Below are 1,569 nucleotides of genomic sequence, written 5' to 3' on the forward strand. Positions count from 1 at the left end.
CCGCCGTGTTGCCGCCGACCCCGCTGATGACACCATGTGGCCCTCCGACGTCTATGCGCAGGAGCGGCTGACCGAGGCACAGCGCCAGGTGCTGTTCGCCCAGCCGTTGACGCTGGAGATCGCACCCGGAATCATCGCTTTCCACGCCCGTCCCGACCATGACGAGAAATATCTCACTGATACGATCGTCAATGGCCAGCTGGTACGCGCGCCGCTGACGGCGATCCGGCGGCGGCTGAAGGCGCTCGACCCGGCTTGCCGCATCGCGCTGTGCGGCCACAGCCACCGCGCGGAACTGATCCGCGTCCCCGACGGTCCCGTCATCTTCAATCCGGGCAGCATCGGCTGCCCTGCCTATGACGATTCCACGCCGCCGGCGCATGTCTCCGAGCAGGGCTCGCCGCATGCGCGCTACGGCATTGTCACCCTGGGCAGCAACGGCCAGCCCGACGGCTTCGAGGCCATCGCCGTCGACTACGACCACGAGGCGGCCGCCAGGCAGGCCGAACAAGCGGGCCGGCCGGAATGGGCTCACGCGCTCAGAACCGGGTTCATGCCCCTGCCCGGCTGAAGGCTGGCGAAACGGCGGCCCGAATTTTCGGGCTTACATGGCGCCGCGTCGTCCCTTATAAAACCGGCCGGGCTTGCGGCGGGCTCGATCCGCCGCGGCACGGTATCAGCGCACGGCCAAACGATGAGGCGCACAGTTACGCTCCGAACAATCCTCCATGCGCTGATTGCTGCTCCGCTGCTGATGACGGCGTGGCCTGTGATTGCCCCCGCTATGGCTGAAGAGATGGCCCAAGAGGCGCCGGAGCTCGTCATCTCCGTCGTTACCGGCCTGGCGCCGGACGACCTTCTCAAGGTCCGCACCACCGCATCGCCGGTCGCCACGGTCGAGGCGCGGCTGAGCAGTGGCGACATGGTCACCAATCTCGGCTGCAACGACATCAACGGCTACAAATGGTGCAAGGTCGAGAGCACGGGCAAGGAGAAGCTGAGCGGCTGGGCGCCGGCGCGCTATCTCATCCCCCTCAATCCGAACCCCTATGTCGAAGGTGAGCCAAGACCGGCCGGTGCGCCGGTGGTTGCCTCCACCGGCAGTGGGGCCGAGCAGGCCTCGGCACCGGACCAATCGCAGGCCACCGGCTCAGCCGACAGCGCGCCGGTCGCACCGCCCGACCTGACGGCGCGGCTTGGCGGCGCCGGTCCGGCAGCCGAAAGCACGCCGAAATCGCCAGAGGAAATCGGCCACGCCGCCATGCAGGATGCGTACCTACTGGCGCTGGCGGCGCCTGACGTCCCGCTTGATTCCGCTCCGACGCTGGCTTCTGGCCCCGAAATTCCCTGCGCCCGCTATGTCGGCCAGCCGATGGAGCGCTGCAAGGTCAGCGTGGTGCACACCGCCGACAAGGCGAACATCACTGTGACCTGGCCCGATGGCGGCACGCGCATCATCTCTTTCCGTGCCGGCCAGCCGGCCGGTTCCGACGCGCCCGGCGACTTCCGCTTCACCAGGGAAGGCAGCCTCAACATGATCCGTGTCGGCGTCTCGGAGCGGTTTGAGAT

At 67.7% G+C, this 1,569-nt stretch carries 2 protein-coding genes; both read left to right on the forward strand.

Annotated elements, in window-relative coordinates; translation table 11 throughout:
• A partial coding sequence (locus EN884_RS35435) for a metallophosphoesterase (RefSeq protein ID WP_128361102.1) occupies window positions 1–571 on the forward strand: 571 nt, incomplete at its 5' end.
• A gap of 225 nt (window positions 572–796) precedes the next feature.
• The coding region (locus EN884_RS35440) for an SH3 domain-containing protein (protein ID WP_348632999.1) at window positions 797–1,569 on the forward strand (773 nt) is incomplete at its 3' end.

Origin of the sequence: Mesorhizobium sp. M7A.F.Ca.AU.001.01.1.1, from assembly GCF_004022735.1 — a bacterium.
Taxonomy (GTDB): Bacteria; Pseudomonadota; Alphaproteobacteria; order Rhizobiales; family Rhizobiaceae; genus Mesorhizobium; species Mesorhizobium ciceri.